The sequence below is a fragment of the Spirosoma litoris genome (genome assembly GCF_054776755.1).
On record NZ_BAAHBI010000031.1, the window covers coordinates 162,658 to 187,435 of the forward strand.

Here is a 24,778-nt window from a genome sequence, read left to right on the forward strand (position 1 = left end):
GTTTTAAACTACGAATTAATCTTGGCCGGTTTATTCCTGCGATTTCGGAAGCGTACCAGCGCTGGCTGAAACGTATCGCGTTCGATGAAAATGATCAGCATAAGGAAGAGGCCGAATAAAGCCATGTGGACAGGCACAGCCACCCAGAGGTTCGAAATTGGAAAGTGCCAGGATGCGTAAATCAATAAGCCTGCGCCAAGTAAATACCCGATTGCCGAGCCAACATGATAAGGCACCGGATAATACTTTTCGCCCAATAGGTAGCAGATCAGCATCATAACGAAGCTGGATACGGAGAACGCGACAGCGCAACCCATATACCCAATAAGGGGAATAAGCACTAAGTTAAGACCAATTGTTACAGCAGTTCCAATAACGGTAATGAGCGTGCCGTAGCTCGTTTTGTCGCTCAGTTTAAACCAGAACGAAATGTTGTAATAAACGCCCAGCAGCAGATTACCCAACAAAAGTAGCGGCACGACATTGAGGCCAACCCGATATTCTTTTGACCGCAAAAACAACTGGCCAAGTAAATCAAGATTCAGGCTGACACCAACCCAGATCAGTACACAAACGATGATAAACCACTTCGTGACATTAGCCAATAAAGTCGGTGCGTTTTTGTCTTCTGCCTGCGAGAAAAAGAATGGATCAGCGGCAAACTTGAACGATTGAATTGCCAGCGCCATAAAAACGGATAGTTTCAGGCAGTTCCCATAAATACCTAACACGGCTTCTGATGATAAACCAGGATAAAAGCCTGGTGGAAGTAGATGGCGTAAGAATAATCGGTCGGTCAGTAAATTCAGCACGCTTGCCAGATTGGTGAGCATAATCGGGAAGGCATAAGCCAACAGTGCCCAGCTTTGTGCTTTATCAAACTGGAATCGGAATCCAGTAAATGCTTTTCGGATAATAATAAAGTAAAGAGCGTTGCCGATTAAATTCGCCAGAAAGGTATAGCCAGGACCAATCTTGGGGTTGTAGATTAAATCGGCTATTGGTTGTAATGAGGTGAGGTATTTACCTTCATAAATGTCTTTGGCGAAAATCAGGAAGAAAATATTTAGCGCAACCACAATAACGATGTTCGTAATTTTTGCACCAACAAACTCGCGAGCCCGGTTCTCGACCCGCAGTCGAGCAAAGGGAATCGCCACAATGGCATCAATGGCCACCAGTAACGCCGACCATTGCACAAATCGCTCCTGGCCAGGGTAGTGTAGCCAATTTGTGATGGGCGTGGCCAGGCTGTACAGAAGCAGCGAAGACACTACACTTATACAGGCAACAATACTCAATGACTGGTTAAAAATGCGGTTTTTCTCTTCGATAGGCTGATTTTTAGAACGGGCAATAAATCGAAAAAAAGCCGTTTCCAGACCAAGCGTGTACACAACGAGCAGTACCCCAATCCAGCCATACAGCTCGACATTGGATGCCATAGCCGATGGTTTTTGGAAGGCGTAGGTTTGAATCGGGACGAGTGCGTAATTAAGTAATCGCCCCAGAATCGTACTAATACCGTAAAGCGCTGTATCGCTCGCTAATTTTTTAAACGTACTCATCGATAAAAGAATGTCTGGCCAAGGTTGGCCTGCCGTGTTCGGGCAGACAAAGTTAAGACCTTTGGTTATCTTTGCACTTCAAGTCGAAACAGGCTACCGGCTGTTTCGCATAACTTGTACCTATTCTACTGAAACAGCCGGAGCCTGTTTCGGCCAAGTCCATGTCTCTCAAAATCTCCTCTGCGCTGATTTCCGTTTTTTATAAAGACGGTCTAGAGCCTTTAGTCCGTTTATTAAACGAACAGAACGTCAAACTTTATTCGACGGGTGGTACCCAGGCATTTATCGAGCAACTCGGTATTCCGGTTACGGCCGTTGAAGACCTGACTGGCTACCCGTCTATTTTTGGCGGGCGCGTAAAAACCTTGCACCCAGCCGTTATGGGTGGTCTTTTGTATCGGCGCGACGTTGCTGAAGACGTTGCCCAGGCTGAGCACCACCAAATTCCGCCCATTGATTTGGCCATCGTGGATTTGTACCCGTTCGAAGAGACCGTTGCCTCCGGCGCATCGGATGAAGACATCATTGAGAAAATCGATATCGGTGGAATCTCGCTTATTCGGGCGGCTGCCAAGAATTATAATGATGTCCTAATCGTATCGTCGCGTAGTCAGTATGGTGATGTTGTCGATCTGTTAACCCAGAAAAATGGTGCTACTGATCTGAGCGACCGCCGAGAGTATGCCGGAAAAGCATTCGCCACGACCTCGCATTACGATACGGCTATCCAGTCTTATTTTGCCGGGACAACAAAACGTGCGGGTACAACCGGGCCTATTTACGATTTTAAAGCGCTGCCAGCCAATCACCTCCGTTATGGTGAAAATCCGCACCAGCAGGCAACATTCTACGGCGACCTGGAAGCCATGTTCGACAAGTTACATGGCAAAGAACTATCCTACAATAATCTGGTAGATGTTGATGCCTGTGTAAGCCTGATCGATGAATTTGCACAGGACGAAGCGAAGGCGTTTGCCATCATCAAACATACCAACGCTTGTGGTATTGCAACGGCTCCAACCAGCAAGCAAGCTTATTTGAGCGCGCTGGCCTGCGACCCAGTTTCCGCTTTTGGGGGTGTGGTTATTACCAATGCGCCGGTCGATCTGGAAACCGCTGAAGAACTGAACAAGCTCTTCATGGAAATTCTGATCGCTCCCGATTACACGACCGAGGCACTGAGCCTACTCAAGTCTAAAAAGAATCGTATTCTGCTCAAACGGAATGCGGTTGCGCTGCCAACGGTTATGTTCAAAACGATTTTGAACGGCGTATTAGAGCAGGACAAAGACAATCAGACCGAGATAACCAGTCAGTTTAAAGTTGTTACGGAGAAAGCGCCAACGGATAGCGAAAATCGGGCGCTGGAGTTTGCCTTGAAAGTCTGTAAACACACAAAATCAAATACGATTGTGCTGGCGAAAGAAGGTCAATTGCTGGCCAGCGGTGTTGGACAAACGTCTCGTGTCGATGCGTTACGGCAAGCCATTGAAAAAGCGCACTCGTTTGGTTTTGATCTGAACGGGTCAGTGATGGCATCCGATGCATTCTTCCCATTCCCCGACTGCGTTGAAATTGCGGGTCAGGCTGGCATTACAGCCGTAGTACAACCCGGCGGCTCTATCCGCGATCAGGACTCGATCGATTACTGCAATCAGCACGGCCTGGCTATGGTCACGACGGGGGTGAGACATTTTAAACATTAATCCAAACCGGGATTTTAACAAGATTTAAAGGATTTATATGATTATCCGCTATTACTTTATCAATCGTGTAAATCCTTTAAATCTTGTTAAAATCCCGGTTCAGAAATTATGCGGCTACTCTACACAATCTGGTGCGCTATTTATTTTGTGGCATTGTATATCGTGCTCTTTCCGTTCCAGTTTGTGTTTTTGCAGCGCGAGGCATGGAAGCCTATTGCCCATAAGATCAACTACATCTGGGGGATGTTGTTTTTTATCGGGATTGGTATTCGGGTACGAGTTGATCGGCGATTCAAGCCTGATCCGAAGCAGACGTATGTTTTTTGTGCGAACCATTTTTCGTACCTGGATATAGCCGCAATGGGCGTAATTGTGAAAAACTACTACGCTTTCGTTGGGAAAAGCGATGTGAAGCATATTCCCTTGCTGGGGTATATGTTTGCGAAGTTGCACGTTCAGGTAGATCGCAGCCAGCCGAATAGTCGGGCGTATTCGTTAGCAAAATCGATTCGGACGTTGGCATCGGGAAGAAGCATTATGATTTTCCCGGAAGGAGGAATTCGTGCTCCCGAACCGCCCCAGATGGTGCCCTTTAAAGATGGTGCGTTTACGATGGCGATTCAGCAGCAGGTGCCTATTGTGCCTGTTTCGTTGTTGAATAACTATCAGATTCTGCCCGACAAAAGTCCCGTTCGCTTTCATTGGCATCCCTTGCGAGCCGTCATTCATCCACCCATTGACACAACGGGCATGACGCAGGATGATGTAGAACGATTAAAAGAAGAAACGTATAAAATTATAAACGATGAGTTGATGAAGGGAAAGAAAGTAGCTGCATGACCTCGGCGCTCACTCAATCACTCAATCACTCAATCACTCATTGACCATGAAAGTCGATCACGAAACGCTTCAAAAAATTGCTCATCTGGCCCGGCTCGAAGTTCGGCCCGAAGAAGAAGCCGACCTGCTCAACAGCCTGAACGGTGTATTAACCTGGATGGAGCAACTCAACGAAATCGATACAACAGGCGTTGAGCCATTAACGCATATCTCCGCTGAAACCAATGTATTACGGGAAGATGTGGTAGGCAATCACTTATCTCGCGAAAAGGCGCTGGCCAACGCTCCTCAGCACGACGAGCAGTTTTTTGAAGTGCCCAAAGTGTTGGAATAAAAGGGATAATCAAGGATTAACATCGGCAGGGCCAACCATACGCAGGCCAATAATGCCGATGGTAATCACCAAAATAAAGAATAACTCGCTCCACGACCAGCTTATCTTCAGCCAGACAATGTCGGCCGCTTTAATAAATACCAGCGATACCGCCATCCAGACCGCAAAAGCGGTTGTTGTGGATATCGTGCGCATAGCAGCTGCCAGCATCAGCGTATTAACAATCCCAAAAACAACATAGGCCAGCCACGGAAGCAGGACGGGTAGGCCTCCATCGAGCCGATAGAACGTGGCCCAGCGAAGGGATTTCAGGTCGTCCCAGCTTATGTATTTGAGTGAGTATGTCCAGGCCATTTCGCAGGCTGCTGCCCCGAAAAGATATAGCCACGAGAGAATATTTTGCTTTATCACGGCTCTTTCTGAAAAGGCGAAGAAACGAGTATCCATTCCTGAATCCAACCGTTCCTGGTTAACAAATTGTGTCTATTTTACCATAACTGTTAAGAGCACATTTTGTCTAGAAACCCAATCGACAGCTAAACTATAAGAATGCAGCTAACGCTAATTGGGCTGATTTACACGGATTTTGTCTGCGTAAATCAGCCCAATTAGCGTTAGCTGCATTTTAGATTATGCCAGAATTGGTTTGACAACCTTTCCGGCCACATCGGTTAGTCGGAACGGTCGACCCTGAAACTGGTAGGTAAGTTTGGTATGATCGAAACCTAGCAGGTGCAGAATCGTGGCTTGCAGGTCGTGAATATGTACTTTATCTTTCACACCATAGTAGCCAATATCGTCGGTTTCGCCGTACGAAAAGCCTTTTTTGACGCCACCGCCCGCCATCCAGACAGTAAACGCATCGAGATGATGATCGCGACCCATGAACGGTAAAGTTTGCCCATCGCGGTTTTCCTGCATGGGCGTCCGGCCAAATTCGCCCCCCCAAACAACGAGTGTATCGTCCAGCAAACCACGTTGTTTGAGATCGTTAAGTAAAGCGGCCACAGCCTGATCTGATTCCTTACATTTTGCGTGCAGACCAATGTCAATCGACCCGTCGGCGCTGGTACCGTGGGTATCCCAACCCCAATCGAAAAGTTGTACAAACCGAACCCCTCGCTCAACCAACCGACGTGCTAGCAGGCAGTTTCGGGCAAATGAGCCTTTATTGGGATCGACTCCGTAGCTATCCATAATATACTGGGGCTCGCTCTTGATATCCATCGCATCGGGAACGGACATCTGCATCCGAAACGCTAGTTCGTATTGAGCAATACGGGTCAGAATTTCGGGGTCTTTAACATCGTCGTATTGTTGTTGATTGATCTGACTAATTGCGTCGATGGTTTGCTTTCGAATGTTGCGGTTCATGCCGGATGGATCGGATGCATAAAGAACAGGATCGCCATCAGTTCGACATTGGACGCCCTGGTAAACCGTTGGTAGAAAGCCACTTCCCCAGACCGATTTTCCTGCGTCGGGTTGTTTTCCGCCCGACGCCAGCACGATATAACCCGGTAAGTTGTCGTTTTCAGTGCCAAGCCCATACGTTACCCATGAGCCCATACTCGGACGGCCCAGCCGCGCACTACCCGTATGCATCAGCAATTGAGCAGGTGCGTGATTGAACTGGTCGGTGTGCATGGCCTTCAGGAATGTTATATCATCAACAGCACCCTGCAAATGGGGTAAATAATTGGACACCCACGCACCTGATTGTCCGTGTTGTGCAAATTTTCCCTGTGGTCCCAGCATTTTAGGAACTCCCCGAATGAACGCAAACTTTTTACCTTCGAGCAGAGCCTGTGGACAATCTTTGCCATTGTACTTTGCCAGTTCGGGTTTATAATCGAACAGCTCCAACTGGCTGGGAGAACCCGCCATATGGATATAAATAACCCGCTTGGCTTTGGGCACGAACTGCGATGGGTGAGGGGACGTCGGTTCTCCAGAGGGTAGCGCGCTCCCAACGGTATTATCTTGTGGAGTGCTTTTTCCGAAGAACCCACAACTACTAAGCACAGAACTAAGCGCCATAGCGCCCAGCCCGGTTGAACAAGTGTGCAGAAAGTGCCGCCGTGTTTCGCGTTCGGCAGCCGCCTGTTGAAGTTCGTGAAGGAGTTTGTTCATGGTGTTAAATCATTCTTTCGTAATCACCTCATCCAGATTTAGCATCGTATTCGCTGTCACTGTCAGCGCTGCCAGCTGGGGGGAAACCTTCTTACAATCGAAGCCAGGGTGATCGAGCAAATTTTCGGCTTCGCCGGGCTTCTGACGGTAATATTGTTCCGTACTTCGATAGAGTTGAGCCAGTACCGCTAGTTTTTTAGGGGCTAAATCACGAAGCATAACCTGCCGGAAACCCGCCTGAATCTGTTGCTCTGGTGATGAGCCGTGCGTACGCATATATTCCCCCAAGTTCTGCGCGGCCTCTACATAAACTGGGTCGTTGAGCGTTACCAAAGCTTGCAAAGGTGTGTTGGTTCGGAGACGACGCAACTGACAAAATTCCCGGCTGGGGCTATCAAACGTTACCATTGAGGGGTAAGGTGCCGTTCGTTTCCAGTAGGTGTACAGGGCGCGCCGGTGGAGGTCTTCACCCGTGCTTTGTTTCCAGGTTTCACCATCATAAGGCGATTGCCAGATGCCATCGGGTTGCATGGGCATTACACTGGGACCGTACATTTTGTGGCTCAATAAACCGCTAACGGCTAACGCCTGATCATGCACCGCTTCGGACGACAATCGAACACGTGGTCCGCGAGCCAGCAATTTGTTAAACGGATCTTTTGCCAGCATTTCGGGAGAAGCGTTGGATTGTTGCCGATAGGTTGCTGACATGACCATCTTTTTTAGCAACTTTTTGACACTCCATTGGTCCGTTTCCATAAATTCGGTAGCCAGATAATCGAGTAATTCGCGGTGGGTGGGTGGAATGCCCTGGGTTCCCATGTCTTCAACCGTTTCGACAATACCCGTACCGAATAGCTGTTCCCAGAAGCGGTTTACAGCCACGCGAGCCGTTAGCGGATGCTCCCGACTAACCATCCATTGGGCCATGCCCAGTCGATTTTTAGGGAGTTTGGGGTCCATCGCCGGAAATGACTTCGGCACGTCGGGCGTAACTCGTTTGCCTTTCACCATCCAGTTACCTCGGTCAAAAACGTGGGTTTCTCTGGCGAGGTCGCCGGAGCCATCCAGCATGATGGGCGTTTGCTCGACATCGGTATTCAATAGATCGAGCAATAATTTATCTTTTTCGCCAACGGCGCTCTGTGGTTGTCCTGGCAGAATAGGCGTAAACGCAACCCATTTGATCTGTACCCAATCTTTCGGTTTTTCCGGGCTATCCAGCGATAGATACAAGCTATGCCGCCCCTGAATTTTGGGCAATGGAATCATCTGAACCGTATCCTTACCTGGTTTAGGCGTTGGAATTTTTGCCAAAATTGGCCCATCCAGCTTATCCTGGTGGATTGTCACGGTGGCGTTGGTTGCCTTGGTACCCCATTTTAGGAGCAAGCGCGGGCGACCTGTTAACGTTACATTTTTAATCCGGCATGAACCTTTGTCCTGAAAGCCAAAGTATTTGGCATCGAGCAGGGAAGCATTGACATATTGGTCAAAATCGTGGGAATTGATTTTAGGCTCAACGGTGCGGAGCAGGTGCGTGACTTGTTCAATACTCGCCTGTGCCTGTATCGAATTTGGAATGCTGGCTGCAATGAACTTCTGTAAACCAACGAGTTTGAGTGAATCTTCGGTCTTGTAGAATCGGAGTGTGGGCGTATCACTTGTTACGTCCTCGTCGCGGGAGTTGTTGAAAAAGGCCAGGAATTTGTAGTATTCGTCGTGGGTAAATGGGTCGTAAGGATGACTATGACATTGAATACAGGCGAAGGTGGTTCCATTAAATACGTCCCAGGTTGTGTTGACCCGGTCGAGCACAGCCGCAGTTCGGAATTCTTCATCCTGCGTGCCGCCTTCATCGTTGGTCATCGTATTTCGATGAAAACCTGTGGCAATGAGCTGATCGTCAGTTGGCGACGGCAATAAATCACCTGCCAGCTGCTCAACCGTAAACTTGTCGAAAGGTTTATCCTGATTAAAAGCCTTGATGAGCCAATCCCGGTATCGCCAGATTTTACGGCCCGGATCGCGCTCATAGCCTTTGGTGTCGGCGTAACGGGCCAGGTCGAGCCACATGCCCGTCCAGCGCTCGCCATAAGCAGGGGATTTTAGTAGCCGATCAACTACTTTTTCATAAGCCTCTGGTGATTTATCGGCTACGAAATCGGCGACTTCTTTTTCTGTTGGCGGTAACCCGATAAGATCAAGCGAAACCCGCCGAATCAAAGTAGCCCGGTCGGCTTCGGGCGAAGGTGTTAACTGATCCTGCTTTAGTTTATCCAGAATGAAGTTATCAATCTCATTCTTAGCCCAATCCGTTTCGGCATTATTGGTTATTCCCAGACGGCTCAGCAATGTACCAATTGTGGGAACGTCGGGCTTTTCTACCGACTGATAAGCCCAGTGGTCGCCCCATTCAGCTCCCTGATCAATCCATTTTCGCAGAAGGTCAATTTCGTCGGGTTTCAGGGCTGGGTGGTCAAGAGGCATGCGCTCGTCGGGGTCGGTTAGTGTGAGTCGACGGATCATTTCACTGGCATCGGCATCGCCAGGTATAATGGCGGGTTTGCCCGATTTGGCAGGGGCAAGGGCTTCTTGTTTAAACAGGAGCGAAAAGCCACCTGCTTTTTTCACACCTCCGTGACAGGCGATGCAATTTTTATTGAGTAAGGGCTTGATTTGGGTATTGTAGTCCACCCGTTTCTCGAAAATGCCAAGAAACGACGAGAGCAGTAAGGCGACTGCCACCCCTGCCGTACCAACAAGTATCCACTGAGTTTTCATATAACCAATGCAGGTACATATCACCTGCTACTAAAAGCAGACGAACTCGTTTTTGTACTAGTGCTTTGGCAAAATAGATTCTAGGGGACTCTATCGATTCTCGGGGCCGCCCGCGCGTTGGTCCTATTGTGATGATAATCAAAAATGATAGAATCCAAAGAATCTATAGAAACTAAATTGGCCGAGTACTAGTCAACTCACTGATGAATGTAATTTTAACGAAGATAAAGCCTAAATTATTCAGGTTGAGGGTCTAATGCGTATTCGTTTATCGGACACGAACATCTATCTGGGCGGTATCGTCTTCGCCATTGGTGGTTCCGTTATTGGGCGTGGAGTCTGGATCTGAAACACTCGCGGCTGTTAGCTGGGCGCTGCATATGCCATACCCTACAGCCGTTGCTTTTGCTCGAAATACGAGTGTAAAACTATTGCCAGCTGCCAGACTACTAATGCCACCAACAGGATTGCCGCCTGATAGCCCAAAATCATCACCCGAAACGAAGGTTTGACCAGCGGGTAAATAAGCCGTTACGCTCAACCCTGTTGCGGTTAAACCACCCTGATTACTGATTGTCAACGAATAACTAATTACGTCATTCATTTGAGGGGTGCGGTTGTTAACGGTTAGACTAATGCTCACGTCGGCTTTGGCGGGGTCGGGAGTAGGCTGGTTTCCAATGACGCTGGGCAACGGAACCTGATTTGGATTGGGGGAGGTGAACACGCTACCTCCATCCTGACGAGTTCGGAAGTCTAGCTGAGCCATATCATCCTGGCCATCGCCTGTGCCCGAGTTCGGTTGGCTATCTGGGTCGACCGACGTCGCCTGGGCAATTTCGGCCGCGTTTTGGTACGTCCCAAGGGCCGTTGGTTGGGCAATAAAACTGAGCGACTGAGTCGTGCCTGCAGAAAGATTTATGGGCGAACTAGTCAATACGGCATTGCTCGAAGAAAAATCAGTAGACGATATAAAGGCCAGATTCGCTGGTAGTCGATTTCGTACAACGATACCTGTTGCCTGATCGGGACCATCGTTACGAACGAACAGGCTAATCGTAACAGGGCTATTCAGATCGGGGACTCGATTCGTAACCGCCATAGCTAAACTTACATCTGCCTGGGGTTGTGGCGGTGTGGTTGTAATCTGAAATAAATTGGAGGGTACAGCAGGCATGGCTGGTGATGTGGAGACTACCCGAATCTGGAAATGACCACTTTGCAAATCACTCGGCAAGGTTACTTGAATCGGACTTGTGGCGCCACTACCCAGTACGCTTTTATATTGTCCTAGTGAATCAAGTAGCTGCACCTGCCACTGATTTCCCGAATCGAATGTGCCCAGCGTTGTGAAGGTGACGGTTAGCGAAGCCCCAGGCGTTACATAACTTGCCAGATTTCCCGTAACGGCAAATTGAGTGGGAGTGATCGGTTGTGCATTCTGGAAAAAGGCATTGTCGAGGCTGTTGTTCCAGTTGCGGGCAAACCGCGAGAGCCCCATGTCTTGCGGAATTGTGTTCGGATTTAAATAGTATTGCGGATGCGGAGATGGGCGACTAATGTTACGAAAGTGTACATCAGTAGTTCCCGCATTTCGCAACTGAATGGTGTCGTTGTAAGGTCCCTGGAACACGTTTAACCCTGCCGTATTAATAACTTCCTGCTGCTTTGCAATTACATCGGGTCGTGTTGTACTGCCATCGAACGAAACGCGTGCCACTACCCAGGAGAGATTTTTACCGCCGAAATCTTGTCGTGATTTCTGGATAACGGTCTTTAAGTTAGTGACATAATTTGGGATACTACCCGTTGTGTTATCGCCATATTCAGCCTCTCCCTGATGCCAGAGCACAGTTCGAGCACCCGAGATCGACAGATAATACTGCATCACGTTCTTAAGATTGGTGTACGGCTGTAGATTTGGCCAATTTCCTGCACTACAATTGTAACGGTTACAAGTTGGGATACCGTTGGCCGTACTAGCCCAGTTATCGACTGTTGAGCCATCCCAGCCCGTTACGTAGAAGGTTACAGGTACATTATATCGATTGACAATGTAATCACCTAACTCGCCCCAGCCCCACGAGCTTTCGGCCATCGGAAAGACGCGCTTTGTAGCTGTTAATGCTTTGTAAACAGGTACGGGCGAAGGATCACCAGAAGAGACAAGGGCTTGCCCATTAGGCGGGTAGTAATGATTAATGGAATCAATTGCATTGACACGATCGGTATTGGTGCCCAGGTCATTGTCGCCGATGCCCAGGCCACGTGCATTTGATTGACCCGCTGTAACAAAAACTTCACCAATGCCAACGGGTTGAACTGTCGCTTGCGCGGTTACTAGGTTGTTTACAATCGTACGAACAGTCAGTACATACCAACCGCCAGTCCCCGTTATATACCCCAGAAAAATGTTGTTGGTTGGATTGGTTTGTACGGTTTGCCAGGCGGTAGCGGTTCCCTGTCCGGCTGCTACAGGCGTTAGTTGAGCTTCTACCCGATCAACAGCTGCCGTAAGTCGTCCAGATAGATACATTCGTCCAGTGCCGTCTGTTCCCCGTTGTACAACAAGACGTGCCATTGGGTGTGAAATCTGGAGTTGCGCTGCCGCAACGAAGGGCCAGATGACGAACAGAAAAACCCATTTTGAAAATGTGGACATGAAGCAGCAGGTACGTTTACTGCTGCGAAATTACGCGAAAGTTAGCTTGTAGCCTAAACGTACTTTTTTGTCCGTTAGCCCTTTATAGTTAAGGGCTAACGGACGCTTGAATCGCTTACACTTTGCCTTTCAAATAGTCAGCGGTATAATTCCCGTTGGCGAGCTTTACCATTTCTTCGGGTGTGCCCGTGAAGGTTACGTAACCACCCGTTTCACCACCTTCGGGGCCAAGGTCAATAATATGGTCGGCATTTTTGATGATTTCCATATTGTGCTCGATAATGATCACCGAATCGCCCTGATCGACGAGCGCGTTGATGGCCGCCAGCAGTTTCCGAATGTCGTGGAAATGCAGACCGGTCGTTGGCTCATCAAAGATGAACAATGTACCGCCTTTGTTTGGATTGCCTTTACCCAGGAAGGACGCCAGCTTCACTCGCTGAGCCTCACCACCCGAGAGCGTGTTGGCCGATTGACCAAGCCCAATATAGCCAAGCCCGACATCCTGTAATGGTTTGAGTTTGTCGGCCATCTTGGGCTCGAACTCCCGGAAGAAATCAATGGCTTCGTCGACCGTCATGTCCAGAATATCGGAGACATTCTTGTCGTGTAGCATCACTTCCAGTACTTCCTGTTTGAAGCGTTTCCCTCCACAACCTTCACATTTAAGGTAAATATCGGCCATAAACTGCATCTCGATCTTCACCTCGCCTTCGCCCTGGCAAACCTCGCACCGACCTCCGTCTACGTTGAACGAGAAGTGGCTGGGTTTATAAGCCCGAGATTTCGATAAGGGTTGATCGGCCATGACCTGACGCAGATAGTCATAGGCTTTGATGTAAGTAACCGGATTGGAGCGACTCGATTTGCCAATCGGATTCTGGTCGATCATTTCAATGGCTGAAATACGGTCGAGCGAACCCGTTAGCGAATCGTACTTACCGGCTTCTTCGGCCGCATCCCCTTTTTGACGCATTAACGCTGGGTACAACACTTTCCGAATCAGGGTACTCTTTCCCGAACCCGACACACCTGTTACAACAGTCAGCGTATTCAACGGGAAGCGTACGTCGACATCTTTAAGGTTGTTTTCCCGTGCGCCCTTCAATTCAATAAAATTCGCCGATTTGCGACGGAAAGACGGCACTGGCACCGTTTCACGCCCTGTCAGGAAGTCAAGCGTGTGGGATGGCAAGGTGCTCGGTGCGAGGAGCGCGGAGGTAGCGTCAGAGCCTGTGCTTTGTGCTCCGTGCTCCGCGCTCCCTGCAATTTCTTCCCACGTTCCCTGAAAGACCAGATGGCCACCCAGCGAACCCGCATCGGGGCCAATGTCGATGAGCTGATCGGCGGCTCGCATGACTTCTTCTTCGTGTTCGACTACGATCACCGTATTGCCCATGTCGCGAAGGGATTCCAGAACACTGACAAGGCGTTTGGTATCGCGCGGGTGCAGACCTATGCTTGGTTCATCCAAAATATACATGGAGCCAACCAAGGCAGAGCCTAATGAGGTAGCCAGCTTAATGCGCTGATATTCACCGCCCGATAAAGTATTTGTCAAACGGTTAAGCGTCAAATAGCCTAACCCAACCCGCTCCATATAGTCTAAGCGATTCCGAATCTCAATCAATATCCGATTGGCAACCTGTTGTTGCATCTGCGGTAACTCAAGATCACGGAAAAAAGCGGTTGCCTGGGTAAGTGGCATCAACACCAGATCGGTAATGGATTTGCCGCCTATTTTTACATAGCTGGCATCCTTACGTAAACGCGATCCCCGGCATTCCGGACAGGTCGTTTTTCCCCGATAGCGGGATAGCATCACCCGATACTGGACTTTGAATGTCTGGCTTTCAACATAGTCGAAAAACGAGTTCAGGCCCTCGAAATAGGTATTACCCGTCCAGAGTAACTCCTGTTCAGCAGACGTTAAGTCTTTATAAGGACGGTGGATCGGGAAGTCGAAACGGATGCCATTTTTGAGAAGCGGCTTCAAAAACTCCTCGCTCATTTTCTCACTACGCCAGGGCGCAATGGCTCCTTCGAAAACGGACAGATTCTTGTCTGGAATAACTAAATCGGGATCAATGCCCAGCACTTTGCCAAACCCATCGCAGCGTCGGCAGGCACCGTAAGGATTGTTGAACGTAAACAGATTGACACTAGGTTCTTCAAAGACAATGCCATCCAGTTCAAACTTATCGGAAAAAATTCGCGACTCCTCCGTAGCGCCGGACCGTCCAACAATAGCGACCCGACAACTGCCCTCGCCTTCATTAAAGGCCGTCTGTACAGAATCTGAGAATCGGTATTGATTATCTTCATCAGGCTGCCCATTCTCATCGTAAAGCACGGTACCCCGGTCGACAAGAATTTCTAGTGAAGAGTTAGGAGTGAAGAGTGGAGAATAAGGATTAGAGGGATATTCTTCACTCTTCACTCCTAACTCTTCATTACTTAAAACGTCTTCAATCTGAAGGACGCTTCCGTCGGCTACAATTCGGGTGTAGCCTTTTTGAAGCAATATATTTAGCTCGTAGGCTAACGTCCGTCCTTCACGAACCCGCAAGGGCGCCATGATCATGACCCGCTGTCCGGCTTCGTAACCATACATATAATTAACGACATCCGTAACGGTATCTTTACGAACTTCGTGGCCTGAAATAGGCGAATAGGTAATGCCCGCTCTCCCAAAAAGTAATTTCAGGTAATCGTAGATTTCGGTAGATGTGCCTACAGTAGAGCGCGGATTACGGGTCGAAACTTTTTGCTCAATGGCAATGGCCGGAGAAACCCCTTTAATGTATTCAACTTCAGGCTTTTCCATCCGGCCTAAAAACTGCCGGGCATAACTGCTCAAACTTTCGACATACATCCGTTGTCCTTCGGCAAACAGCGTATCGAATGCCAAAGAAGACTTTCCCGAACCCGATAGACCGGTCAGAACAACTAATTTGTTACGGGGTATGGCTACATCAATTCCTTTTAGATTATGTACTTTCGCCCCTTTAATGATGATAAACTGCTTGGGATCAAGATTGTCTACAGAACGTATGGGCTCTCCGGTATGATTCCGAAATTCGGTTTCCGTGGTCTGGGTCATTCGGTGTTAATGAGGATAAACTCTATCTAGATTTTAACGGATTATTTCGAAATATGGTTTCTCCTGATTGCTTTTCTTACCCGACAAATGCAACGTTATTAGGTTCTTGTGGGTCCTCTACTAGCTAACGAAACAAATGATTTTTGCAGAAGAAGACATGATTCGGTTGAGCGTCGCGCTGGTCATTGGTGGACTGATTGGCATTGAACGCGAATATCATGGCAAAGCCGCTGGGTTTCGCACCATGATTATGATCTGCGTTGGCTCGGCCTTGTTCACGATGGTTTCGGGACGGATTGGCGGCTCTGGCGATCGGATTGCTGCTAATATTGTGAATGGGATTGGCTTCCTGGGGGCTGGCATCATCTTTCGGGAAGACAGTCGCGTAAAAGGGCTGACAACGGCTGCAACGGTTTGGGCCGTATCTGCGTTAGGTATGTGCGTAGGCGCAGGACACTACGATATTGCCATTGTGGGGTTCGTGTTTATTTTGGGTTCGTTGCTGCTGTTGGTTGGTTTTGCCAACCGGATACAGAAGTTGAACCAAACGCGGGATTATAAAATTGTAACGGCATTCCACAACAAGACGTTGAACCAATACGAAGCGTTCTTTGAGGAGTGTGGGCTCCATCCAATACGAAATCAACAGCAGCGTATTGGAACCGAAATAATTGGACACTGGCGTGTTGATGGTTCCGAAAAAAATCATGAAAAATGCATTAATCGTTTGCTGAATGACCCTGAAGTAAAAGAATTTACGTTCTAATTTCGTTACTTAGTATAAGTTTTTATTTTGTACAAAACCAACATGAATCATATTCAAAAGTTACTGTTTATTGCGGCTTTGTTGAGTAGCAGTCTGGCGTTCGGGCAACTTACCGAAGACCCCGATGATCGTCGGGACCAGGGCCGTGACCCACTAAAAACACAAACACCCGAAGGGCGCCCATTGCCATTTGGTCAACGACTCCGGTTTGGGGGCGGGATTAATGGATTTCAATTCGGTAATCCATTTAGCATAGGCGTTGCGCCTGTTGTGGCCTATCAGGCTACCGAGCATTTAATTGTTGGCGTTAGTGCTACGTATACATATACACGCTATAAGCCAGGTTACATATATGCCAATCAGGGAGTTACCATCAATCAGTATGGCGGAAGAGGGTTCCTGATGTATGAGTTTATTCCAAGCATACTACCCAACCTGTACCTGCATGGTGAGTTACAAAGTACCACGTATCAGAGCAAAACAGATCAGGTGGCGGGTGCTTATACCGGTACCGTTACAGCTCCACTCGTAGGGGTTACCTATATGCAGCCTATCTCCCGACGATTTGGGGTTAACCTGACGGCTTTATATAATTTAAACTATAAGCCAAGCGATCCGATCTCCTATCAGGTGTATGGAGGTACGCCATTTGTGCTCCGGCTATCGTTCTTTTAGTCATTCGCGAAGGAAGTACAGAAAGGGGACAGAGAGACATAGCCGCTCTCTGTCCCCTTTTCGCATTCTGGTCCTTTTCGCTAACTTTGGCCTGACTTATTGTATGCGATATGCTCTTCAGTTCGGCAATTTTTTTGTTTTTATTTCTCCCTTCCTTCCTGATTATCTATTACTTACTGCCCCGCTACTGGTTAGGTATACGCTGGACGAATGCTTTTTTATTCGGCGCTAGTTTACTGTTTTATGCATGGGGCGAAGGGCAGGTTGTGCTGGTATTGTTGTTGTCGGTGTGCATTAATTTTCTGGCTGGATGGCTTGTTGAAAAAGGACAACGACGGACGGGTGTTCTGCTATCGTTAATTGGTAGTTTATCGTTACTGTTTTATTATAAATACGCCAATTTCCTGGTTAATTTACTACATGGGTTGGCCGAAAATTTGGCCCTTCCCGTTGCCGATAAACTGACTTTGGCACCTATTGCGCTCCCAATCGGGATTAGTTTTTACACGTTTCAGGGTATTTCCTATACACTCGATATTTACTGGGGACGTATCCGGGCCAATCGGAGCTTTCTGGACTATGGCACCTACGTGGCTATGTTTCCGCACCAGATTGCGGGACCTATTGTTCGGTATGCCGACATTGCTCCTGAACTGACCGATCGGTCGGTTAACCTCGAAAAATTTGGTATCGGTGCGGAACGATTTATCATTGGTATGGCTAAAAAAGTATTGTTAGCCAATACGTTTGCCAGCGTGGCTGATACAATTTTCAACGCCCCTGCTGATAGTTATCCAACCGAAACGGCCTGGTTGGGCATTATCGCTTACTCGCTTCAGATTTACTTCGACTTCTCAGGCTATTCGGATATGGCCATTGGGCTGGGAAAAATGGTTGGCTTTGATTTCAAAGAGAATTTCAACTATCCGTATATCGCCCGCTCTATTCAGGATTTCTGGCGACGCTGGCACATCTCTCTGTCGAGCTGGTTCCGCGATTACCTCTATATTCCACTAGGCGGGAATAGAGGGAGTAAAATGCGAACCTATCGCAACTTGCTGATTGTATTTGCCGTAACAGGGCTCTGGCATGGTGCTAGCTGGAATTTTATAGTCTGGGGCCTCTATCATGGTCTCTGGCTATTGGTCGAACGGGCAGGCTTGAGTAAACGACTGGAACGGGTATGGCCACCCATTGCGCATGTTTACTCGTTGTTGATCGTGCTGATCGGTTGGGTATTCTTCCGGGCCGAAGACCTGACATCGGCACTGGTTTATTTACAGAAAATGGCAGGCTTGGGCTCCGTGAGTCGGGTAGCTTTCCCGCTAGACTATTTTCTCAATACCGAGGTTTGTGTGTCACTATTACTTGGGGTCATACTAGCCACACCTGTTTATCACCGTTTTCAGGTGATTTGGAATCGGTTATTGTTACGCGCGGTTGTACTACCCGCTCAGATTACGCTCAATATGATTTATGTGCTAGTAGGGCTCGTTGGGCTATTTGTCTTATCGGTAGCGTATCTGGCCGCTGATAGTTACAATCCATTTATTTATTTTCGGTTTTGACAGGATAGCGCTTCTCACTAATGATACAAATACGATCACGTATAGTCGCTGTTAGTTTTGCTATACTCTTGTTATTGCCAACAATCGATAAACTAGTTGGCCTATCTGCCTGGATTCAGAGCACCGAAAACCGGCAAGCGGCACCACTGCCATCATTCCATTTTCCGCATGTACGGCAGTTTGTCGTGTGGTTTGATCAATACTATAAAGAGAATTTCGGTGGCCGGAATGCCTTGTTTTATATGTATAGCCGTCTGAAATACAAGGTACTAGGCCAATCTCCGTTGCCCGAAAAAGTTGTTGTTGGCAAGGAGGGTTGGTTTTATCTGGGCAATAGCTATAACAAAGTTGTTGATCAGCACCGGGGATTAGTGCCTCTTTCCGACAAAGAGGCTTCTCAGATTGCGGAGCATCTGACCAAACGCCAGCAAGAGTTAGCCAAACAGGGGATTAAATTGTATGTCATGATTGCCCCCGATTCGCATACGATCTACCCCGAATATCTGCCCGATCATTTACCGCAAAGCAACGAGTCGTCGCGGCTTGATGTATTGAAGCGAGCCATGGTGAAGACAACGGTTCCCTTTATTGATATTCGGGATACGCTACAAGCGGCCAAACGTACGCATCGAGTGTACTATCAGACGGATACGCACTGGAATGATTATGGCACGCTGGTCGGTTGTGCTGCGCTTCTGAATCGTATCCGACAGGATAAACCAGCCATGCCAGCTATACAGGCATCGGATTACCAGGTAAAGCAGTGGGCAGGTATAAACGGCGATTTGACCCGTATGCTAATGTTACAGGATAACGTGGATGAAAAAATTGCCTATGAAATTCGCCCGATGCACAAGCTGACTAGTCGGGAAACGGCCGTTGTACCCCGCGAAAATAACCCCCTTCCCTCTCATCGTTTCGCTGGATCGGGAACCGACCGACTACTCTTCATTGGCGATTCGTTTAGCATTGGTATGATGCAGTTTTTGCCTGCTTATTTTCGAGAGTCTTATTTCGTACGAGATGGTAAACTGGACGATGCTGCAATTCGTACTGAGCGCCCTACTGTTCTTGTTCTGGAGATTGTTGAGCGAAATATTAACCAACTAGCCTCATTTTGATTAACTGAAATCAGGCTTTTTGATCGTAAAAAGTTCTCTGTTAAGTTCGGGATTAGACTATGTTTGTTTTGGCCCATAACCTAAATTCCTAATTAACGTGAATAATGGGTTGATATAATATATAAGTTACTGATAATCAGTGAATTAGAAGATAATTTTGTCGTCCCGACGCAGGAGGGATCTTCGCTAACAGCAGCACATTCTAGCTACCGAACCGGGCCGCCGGAGCGGATCCCTCCTGCGTCGGGATGACAAAAAACGTTGATAATCAGTCAATAATTTCAGATTTTAACCATTATTCACGTTAATTAGAAGGACTGAACTTAATAGTCACGTCTACTGAAATTTAACCCAGATTAAGTCAGAAATCTGTTGCATACCGGCATCATTTGGGTGGGCGGCTACCCCAGGGTTTGCATATTGGCTGGCAAAATATTGACCCTTTCCGACCATGCTGCTTAAATCAACCAGGGGATACGCTTTTTCGGCGGTTACTTTTCGAATGGCAGCGTCTGCTAAAGGGCGATCCCAAACGCTGGTCGTTATAACTATCTGAACGGGTTGTCCGTTTGTTGTACTAACCTGCTTTAGTCGATCCAGTAGCTGACGGAATTGCCCCTCAAAATTACGGGTCTGGACATCTCCATCGACTACATTCTCTCCAAGGCGAATAAGGATTAGATCAGGTTTAAAGCTTTGCAGCGGCTGATCGAACTCATCCATAGCATACGTTGGTTTGCCAAAATCAAGCTCAATACCAACACCAGACTGAAGCTGCACGGTCATGGTTGGATTCAAGGTTTGTAGTCGAGCAGTAAGCAAATGGACGAAATCTTTTTCGGGGGCAGAGGCCGCCATGCCGTTAAAGTTGTACCAGCCTAAATCGGGAGCTGGTCCATGACTCATAATGCTATTTCCAATAACAAGCATTCGCTTATAAGAAGGGGTAAAGCTTCCCTGCAGCAAAGGTGATAGTTGTTGATTCAAACGCACGCGAGCAACAATGTTTACTTTATTGTCGATCACTACCTGGTCGCCAGTTGTCCAAGTGCTTCCATTGTCTTTGGAATATTCTATAACAGCCCCTGCAGGAAGGCTAGGAGATGTAATTTTTAGCGTGTCTCCAAAAGGAATTACGTTAGATGATTGCTTGAATGAAGGAGCGGCCAGAGCAGCCCCTCCGCCTGATCCTGGTAGTAGGCGTCGAACTGTAATTAGTACGCAATGAGGATCGCAGGGCTGTGCTAAAGCGTTTGTTGTACACAAACAACCTAACAAGCCTAAGATCGTACACTGTATAAAGAATTGAATTTTGAAAAAAGGGAATAATTTATTCACTATCATGAGCTGTATAGTCACTAATAGATTCCTGCTAAAACTGTGCCATCTTTATAGAAGTGTCTGTGCGTGAACAGTTCGTATTATTCTCCTCGAAATCACTATTTCCGGCTAATGAAGGTTGTTTAAGCCTATTAGTAGCGTTGTTTAATATTTGGTAACAAATAGTCTTTATTGAATTTTAACCCAGATTAAATCTGAGATTTTTTGCATACCCGTGTCATTTGGGTGGGCAGCAACGCCAGGATTTGCATATTGACTGGCGAAATATTGTGGCTGCCCGATTATACAACTCAAATCAACGAGTGGATAGCCATTTTCGGCAGCCACCTTTTTGAGTATAGCATCGGTGGCTGGATGCTCCCATACGCACGTCGATATAACTATCTGAACTGGCTGATTATAGCCTCTGCTAAGTTGTTTCAGACGTTCCAGGAATTGGCGGAACTGCCCTTCAAAATTGCGGGTCTGGACATCTCCATCAACTACATTCTCCCCAAGTCGAACGACAATCAAATCGGGCTTAAATGTCTGAAGGGGTTCTGTGAACTCATCCATCGTATAGGTCGATTTACCAAAATCAAGTTCAATACCCGCGCCACTCTGGAGTCGAACGGTCATATCTGGATTCAAGGTTTGCAACCGGGCTGTGAGCAAATGGACGAAATCTTTTTCGGGGGCCGAAGCCGCCATGCCATTAAAATTAGTCCAGCCTATCTCAGGCGCAGGTGCGTGGCTCATAATACTATTACCAACGACCAGCATTCGCTGATAATAAAGCGTAAAAGAGGCCGCCCTGCTCCGTGAGGGCTTGTTTCCGACTCGGAAACGTGTTAAAACCTTTCCACCAGTTGTTAAGGTAAATTGCTGCCCAATTTGCCAGGTAGTTCCATTATCAAGCGAAAACTCATATACAGCCTGGGGAGGGAGCGTATCAGAAGCCAGTTTCACTGTTGTGCTGAAATAAAAATTACCACCATTGGGAGAAAAGTGGGGAGGAGATGCATCTAACGTATCAACAGTAACTGTTGTCAACGAGGCAGGTGTAGTGGTACCACTAGTAGGCGTTGTAGATGATACCCCCCCTGTACAAGAACAGCTAGTTGTCGATGTTGGCGTGGTTGTATTTGTAGGTGGAATAATATTTCCGACCTGTGCAGGATAGTCTTTAACACAGCTACTTATAGCCACTACTATTATTAGAAGGCAGGCTGCTGCTATAATTTTTCCTGCTGGCAACCAGAACATAAACTTTCGTTGAGTAAACATCAATCATCTATTGGTTATATAGTACTAACGCAAATTACACACGCAAAGAAGACCGATTATGTCAGGTTATGCCAACTCGTTAGGACAGTGTCAGGAAATGTAGCTACCTGATTTACTAATGAGTCTCCTATATTTGTGGAAATCCACCGTCCATTAGAATGTTATTTAGTTCTGCTATTTTTCTATTTCTCTATTTTCCAGTCTTTATTCTGGTTTACTATTTGTTACCTACTCAATGGCGTAATACGTTTTTATTTTTTGCCAGTTTACTGTTTTACGCATGGGGTGAGAATATCGTTGTCATTGTCTTACTACTATCCATATGTATTAATTTTTCGGCAGGGCGTCTTATTGAAAATGGTTACCGCCGTGTTGGTTTGTGGGTGTCGTTAGTGGGGAGCTTATCCCTGCTGTTTTATTACAAATATGCTAATTTTCTGGTCGATTCAGTACGTGGGTTGGCTGAGATGCTTGACCTACCTATTGCTGATAGTCTGACTATTCCCTCCGTTGCGCTTCCCATTGGTATTAGCTTCTATACGTTTCAGGGAATCTCTTATACACTCGATGTGTACTGGGGGCGTATTCGGGCTAATCGAAGTTTCCTGGATTATGGAACTTATGTAGCTATGTTTCCGCATCAGATTGCGGGACCTATTGTTCGATATGCCGACATAGCGCCTGAGCTAGCCCAACGAACCACTTCCTTAGAGAAGTTTGGTGTAGGAGCTGAACGGTTCATTATTGGCATTAGTAAGAAATTGTTGCTGGCGAACACATTTGCCAGCGTTGCCGATACAATTTTCAATGCTCCTGCCGATAGTTATCCAACCGAAACGGCCTGGCTGGGTATTATCGCTTACTCGCTTCAAATCTATTTTGACTTTTCGGGCTATTCGGATATGGCCATTGGGCTGGGTAAGATGCTCGGCTTTGATTTCAAAGAAAACTTTAATTATCCCTACATCGCTCGATCTATCCAGGACTTCTGGCGACGCTGGCATATTTCGTTATCGAGTTGGTTTCGGGACTACCTCTATATTCCACTGGGAGGTAATCGAGGGAGCAAAGTACGGACCTATCGTAATTTGCTGATTGTGTTTTTCATAACGGGTCTTTGGCATGGTGCCAGTTGGAATTTCATTATTTGGGGACTCTATCATGGCCTGTTTTTGCTCATCGAACGAGCTGGTTGGGGAAAGCTCCTAGAAAAAATTTGGCCGCCTTTAGCTCATGTGTACACAATTCTGGTGCTGTTAGTAGGCTGGGTCTTTTTTAGAGCCAACACTATGCCAGAAGCGATAAGATATTTACAGGGAATGATCGGAGTGGGTAATATTGGTCGAATAGCCTTGCCAATAAGTTATTTCCTGAACACCGAAGTTATTGTTACGCTGCTAGTAGGCTTCATATTGGCAACGCCAGTCTATCTCCGTTTTCAGCGTTGGTGGTCTCGTATACAGGCACGGTTAGTATATACACCTGCGTTATACCTAATGAATACGGTGTATGTTCTGGGTCTGTATGGTTTATTTATTATGGCTGTTATGTACTTAGCTGCGGATACGTATAATCCATTTATTTATTTCCGCTTTTGACAATGATCTCCACCGAAACTAGTAAAACGACTCTTAATGTCCACCCAAATTCTATGGAAAATGATCCCTATTATACGCCTAAACCAAGAAATCTAACCAGGTATCGTTTTTTTCTTACAGGGTTCGGATTTGCTATCCTATTGATTTTGCCCGGTCTTGACCAATGGTTTGGCTTTTCATCCAATTTTCAGAGCACAGAAAAACATATACTAGCGCCTTTCCCAACCTTCAAATTTCCCCACGTCAACACGTACATCAATCAGTTTAATCAATACTATAAAGAAAATTTTGGCTGGCGCAATGTGCTCTTTTATCAGTACAGCCACCTTAAATATGATGTGTTGGGCGTTTCCCCATTACCTTACAAAGTCATTCTCGGTAAGAACAACTGGTTTTATCCTGGCAATGATTTAAATAATGTAGCCGATCAGCATCAGGGATTACAACCAATAGAGTTGCAGACTTTACAGACAATTGTACAAAAATTGACGGCCAAACAACGGAAACTGGCTGCTCAGGGCATAAAGTTTTATCTGTTTATACCGCCTGATTCGTACACGATTTACCCCGAAAATTTGCCTAACTACCTACAAAATAATCGGGTAATATCTAATTATGATCGTTTAAAACAGTATTTGCTAAAAAATACGACCATTCCGTTTATTGACGTTCGTCCGGCTTTACTAGCTGCTAAATCCAGGCACCAAACCTATATGCAAACGGATACGCACTGGAATGATTATGGGGCTTTTATTGCTACGTTATCTGTAGCTAATCGTATTCGGCAGGATTTTCCTGATATGCCCTTGCCTAAAGAAAATGACTACTCTATTTGTGCTAAAAAGGGCTATTCTGGCGATTTAGTAACCATGATGGCACTTAATCGGGATATTTCGGATACGGTTAATTATCAGATAGATGCGCCCCCTTATTTGCAAGTTAAGGAAGCAGGCCGTATTCATAATACAGAATTAGGCGGGTGGCCCTCTCAGCGATTCGTAAGTATGAATAAAAAATCGCCGAGCCTATTGTTCATAGGCGATTCATTTACGATCTCACTGGCGCAATTTGTCCCCAATTATTTTTTTAAATCTTACCTCGTGCGGAGTAATTTGATCTCAGATGAATTAGTTTTTTCTGAAAAGCCAGATGTAGTAATTTTTGAGATTGTTGAGCGAAACTTAGCTTATTTAGCGCTTCTTTAGCGAGAAGAAGTCTGTCTAGCAATTGCATTATTGAGCTGAATTAATTTATCGACGACATATCTCCTTCCCTTTTTATACTCACTGGGTTAAAACCCGGTGAGTATAAAA

17 protein-coding genes are annotated in these 24,778 nt (G+C 46.9%); 9 read left to right on the forward strand and 8 right to left on the reverse strand.

Annotation, left to right across the window (positions count from 1 at the left end):
• Positions 1–8 precede the first annotated feature (8 nt).
• The gene (locus tag ACYVGR_RS18385) at positions 9–1,568 is read right to left on the reverse strand and encodes a polysaccharide biosynthesis protein (RefSeq protein ID WP_460959287.1); all 1,560 of its coding nucleotides are present in this window, start codon (positions 1,566–1,568) and stop codon (positions 9–11) included.
• Between the two features lie 161 nt (positions 1,569–1,729).
• On the opposite strand from ACYVGR_RS18385, the gene purH reads away from it, so the two are divergent.
• From purH to gatC, 3 genes are all read left to right on the forward strand, one after another.
• Positions 1,730–3,274: a bifunctional phosphoribosylaminoimidazolecarboxamide formyltransferase/IMP cyclohydrolase gene (gene purH, locus ACYVGR_RS18390; RefSeq protein WP_460959289.1), complete on the forward strand. Its 1,545-nt coding sequence runs from the start codon at positions 1,730–1,732 to the stop codon at positions 3,272–3,274.
• 108 nt (positions 3,275–3,382) lie between these two features.
• Positions 3,383–4,114 (forward strand): lysophospholipid acyltransferase family protein, encoded by a 732-nt coding sequence (locus ACYVGR_RS18395; protein WP_460959291.1) that lies wholly within the window; start codon positions 3,383–3,385, stop codon positions 4,112–4,114.
• A gap of 46 nt (positions 4,115–4,160) precedes the next feature.
• Positions 4,161–4,448: an Asp-tRNA(Asn)/Glu-tRNA(Gln) amidotransferase subunit GatC gene (gene gatC / locus ACYVGR_RS18400; protein ID WP_460959293.1), complete on the forward strand. Its 288-nt coding sequence runs from the start codon at positions 4,161–4,163 to the stop codon at positions 4,446–4,448.
• Positions 4,449–4,457: 9 nt separating this feature from the next.
• On the opposite strand, the gene ACYVGR_RS18405 is transcribed toward gatC, so the two are convergent.
• The 5 genes from ACYVGR_RS18405 to uvrA all read right to left on the reverse strand — a co-directional run bounded on the left by ACYVGR_RS18405 (position 4,458) and on the right by uvrA (position 15,130).
• Positions 4,458–4,895, reverse strand: coding sequence for a DMT family transporter (locus ACYVGR_RS18405; RefSeq protein WP_460959295.1), 438 nt, complete (start codon positions 4,893–4,895; stop codon positions 4,458–4,460).
• A gap of 183 nt (positions 4,896–5,078) precedes the next feature.
• Positions 5,079–6,581, reverse strand: coding sequence for a DUF1501 domain-containing protein (locus ACYVGR_RS18410; RefSeq protein WP_460959297.1), 1,503 nt, complete (start codon positions 6,579–6,581; stop codon positions 5,079–5,081).
• A 9-nt stretch (positions 6,582–6,590) separates the two neighbouring features.
• Complete coding sequence (locus tag ACYVGR_RS18415) at positions 6,591–9,365, reverse strand: DUF1553 domain-containing protein (RefSeq protein ID WP_460959299.1); 2,775 nt, start codon at positions 9,363–9,365, stop codon at positions 6,591–6,593.
• A 268-nt stretch (positions 9,366–9,633) separates the two neighbouring features.
• Complete coding sequence (locus ACYVGR_RS18420; protein WP_460959301.1) at positions 9,634–12,027, reverse strand: DUF11 domain-containing protein; 2,394 nt, start codon at positions 12,025–12,027, stop codon at positions 9,634–9,636.
• 115 nt (positions 12,028–12,142) lie between these two features.
• On the reverse strand, positions 12,143–15,130 hold the full coding sequence (gene uvrA / locus ACYVGR_RS18425; protein WP_460959303.1) for an excinuclease ABC subunit UvrA: 2,988 nt from the start codon (positions 15,128–15,130) through the stop codon (positions 12,143–12,145).
• A gap of 136 nt (positions 15,131–15,266) precedes the next feature.
• On the opposite strand from uvrA, the gene ACYVGR_RS18430 reads away from it, so the two are divergent.
• From ACYVGR_RS18430 to ACYVGR_RS18445, 4 genes are all read left to right on the forward strand, one after another.
• Positions 15,267–15,896 carry an MgtC/SapB family protein gene (locus tag ACYVGR_RS18430; RefSeq protein ID WP_460959305.1) on the forward strand — a complete coding sequence of 210 codons (630 nt, stop codon included), beginning with the start codon at positions 15,267–15,269 and terminating at the stop codon, positions 15,894–15,896.
• Positions 15,897–15,938: 42 nt separating this feature from the next.
• Positions 15,939–16,571 carry a hypothetical protein gene (locus tag ACYVGR_RS18435; RefSeq protein ID WP_460959307.1) on the forward strand — a complete coding sequence of 211 codons (633 nt, stop codon included), beginning with the start codon at positions 15,939–15,941 and terminating at the stop codon, positions 16,569–16,571.
• A gap of 110 nt (positions 16,572–16,681) precedes the next feature.
• On the forward strand, positions 16,682–18,139 hold the full coding sequence (locus tag ACYVGR_RS18440) for an MBOAT family O-acyltransferase (RefSeq protein ID WP_460959309.1): 1,458 nt from the start codon (positions 16,682–16,684) through the stop codon (positions 18,137–18,139).
• Between the two features lie 20 nt (positions 18,140–18,159).
• A complete protein-coding gene (locus tag ACYVGR_RS18445; RefSeq protein WP_460959311.1) occupies positions 18,160–19,260 on the forward strand; it encodes an alginate O-acetyltransferase AlgX-related protein in 1,101 nt (366 codons plus the stop codon).
• 336 nt (positions 19,261–19,596) lie between these two features.
• On the opposite strand, the gene ACYVGR_RS18450 is transcribed toward ACYVGR_RS18445, so the two are convergent.
• On the reverse strand, positions 19,597–20,526 hold the full coding sequence (locus tag ACYVGR_RS18450) for an SGNH/GDSL hydrolase family protein (RefSeq protein ID WP_460959313.1): 930 nt from the start codon (positions 20,524–20,526) through the stop codon (positions 19,597–19,599).
• Positions 20,527–20,769: 243 nt separating this feature from the next.
• Complete coding sequence (locus ACYVGR_RS18455) at positions 20,770–21,633, reverse strand: SGNH/GDSL hydrolase family protein (protein WP_460959315.1); 864 nt, start codon at positions 21,631–21,633, stop codon at positions 20,770–20,772.
• 392 nt (positions 21,634–22,025) lie between these two features.
• On the opposite strand from ACYVGR_RS18455, the gene ACYVGR_RS18460 reads away from it, so the two are divergent.
• Both ACYVGR_RS18460 and ACYVGR_RS18465 read left to right on the forward strand, forming a co-directional pair.
• Entirely contained in the window at positions 22,026–23,465 is a 1,440-nt protein-coding gene (locus ACYVGR_RS18460) for an MBOAT family O-acyltransferase (protein WP_460959317.1), read from the forward strand.
• Between the two features lie 53 nt (positions 23,466–23,518).
• A complete protein-coding gene (locus tag ACYVGR_RS18465) occupies positions 23,519–24,670 on the forward strand; it encodes an alginate O-acetyltransferase AlgX-related protein (RefSeq protein ID WP_460959319.1) in 1,152 nt (383 codons plus the stop codon).
• Positions 24,671–24,778: the final 108 nt, after the last annotated feature.